The 542-nt window shown below is 39.1% G+C and carries 1 protein-coding gene; it reads right to left on the bottom strand.

What is annotated here, in order from left to right:
- Positions 1 to 210: 210 nt before the first annotated feature.
- The coding region (locus tag ELQ90_RS16840; RefSeq protein WP_208020704.1) for a hypothetical protein at positions 211 to 542 on the bottom strand (332 nt) is incomplete at its 5' end.

Raw genomic sequence — 542 nt, 5'->3', positions numbered from 1 at the left:
GTGGCTCATTACCTCGACATCGGCTTGCTCCACTGTGGCTCATTACCTCGACATCGGCTTGCTCCACTGCGATATCTGGCTCTGGGCTGTTAATTCCCATGTGATTTAACAAGATTTAACAAGATTTAACAAGATTGCCACCTGAGAATAACTCTAGATGGCAAGTGGACAAGGAAGCCTCCGGCTTATCGAGAGTCCAACCGTTATTATCTATGTATATCCCGCCCTTCTGAGGTATTTGTCGATGTTGTTTTTAAACATATTCACACTATTAGCACCCACACAATCAATAGATAATCTGTTCCATTCATTTATAGTCCTTTGTGAAAATGAATACTTTCTGATATCTAATCTACACTGGTCCTTTACTAATGTCACTTCATGTCCTCTAGTCCTTCGATCTTTCTTAATTGAAAAAAATATACTTCTGTCAATATTTTCGTAACCATTCAATATCTTGAAAACTTCAATCTGATCTCCTCTTAATCTCCTGGTCTCTAGTGTTGTCAATCCACACTCTTTTAGGCGTTCCATGTAACTAC

Origin of the sequence: Labedella phragmitis (assembly GCF_004078635.1) — a bacterium.
GTDB lineage: Bacteria > Actinomycetota > Actinomycetes > Actinomycetales > Microbacteriaceae > Labedella > Labedella phragmitis.
The sequence above is the reverse complement of the archived record's forward strand: the minus strand, read 5'-3'. Positions and strand labels throughout refer to the sequence as shown.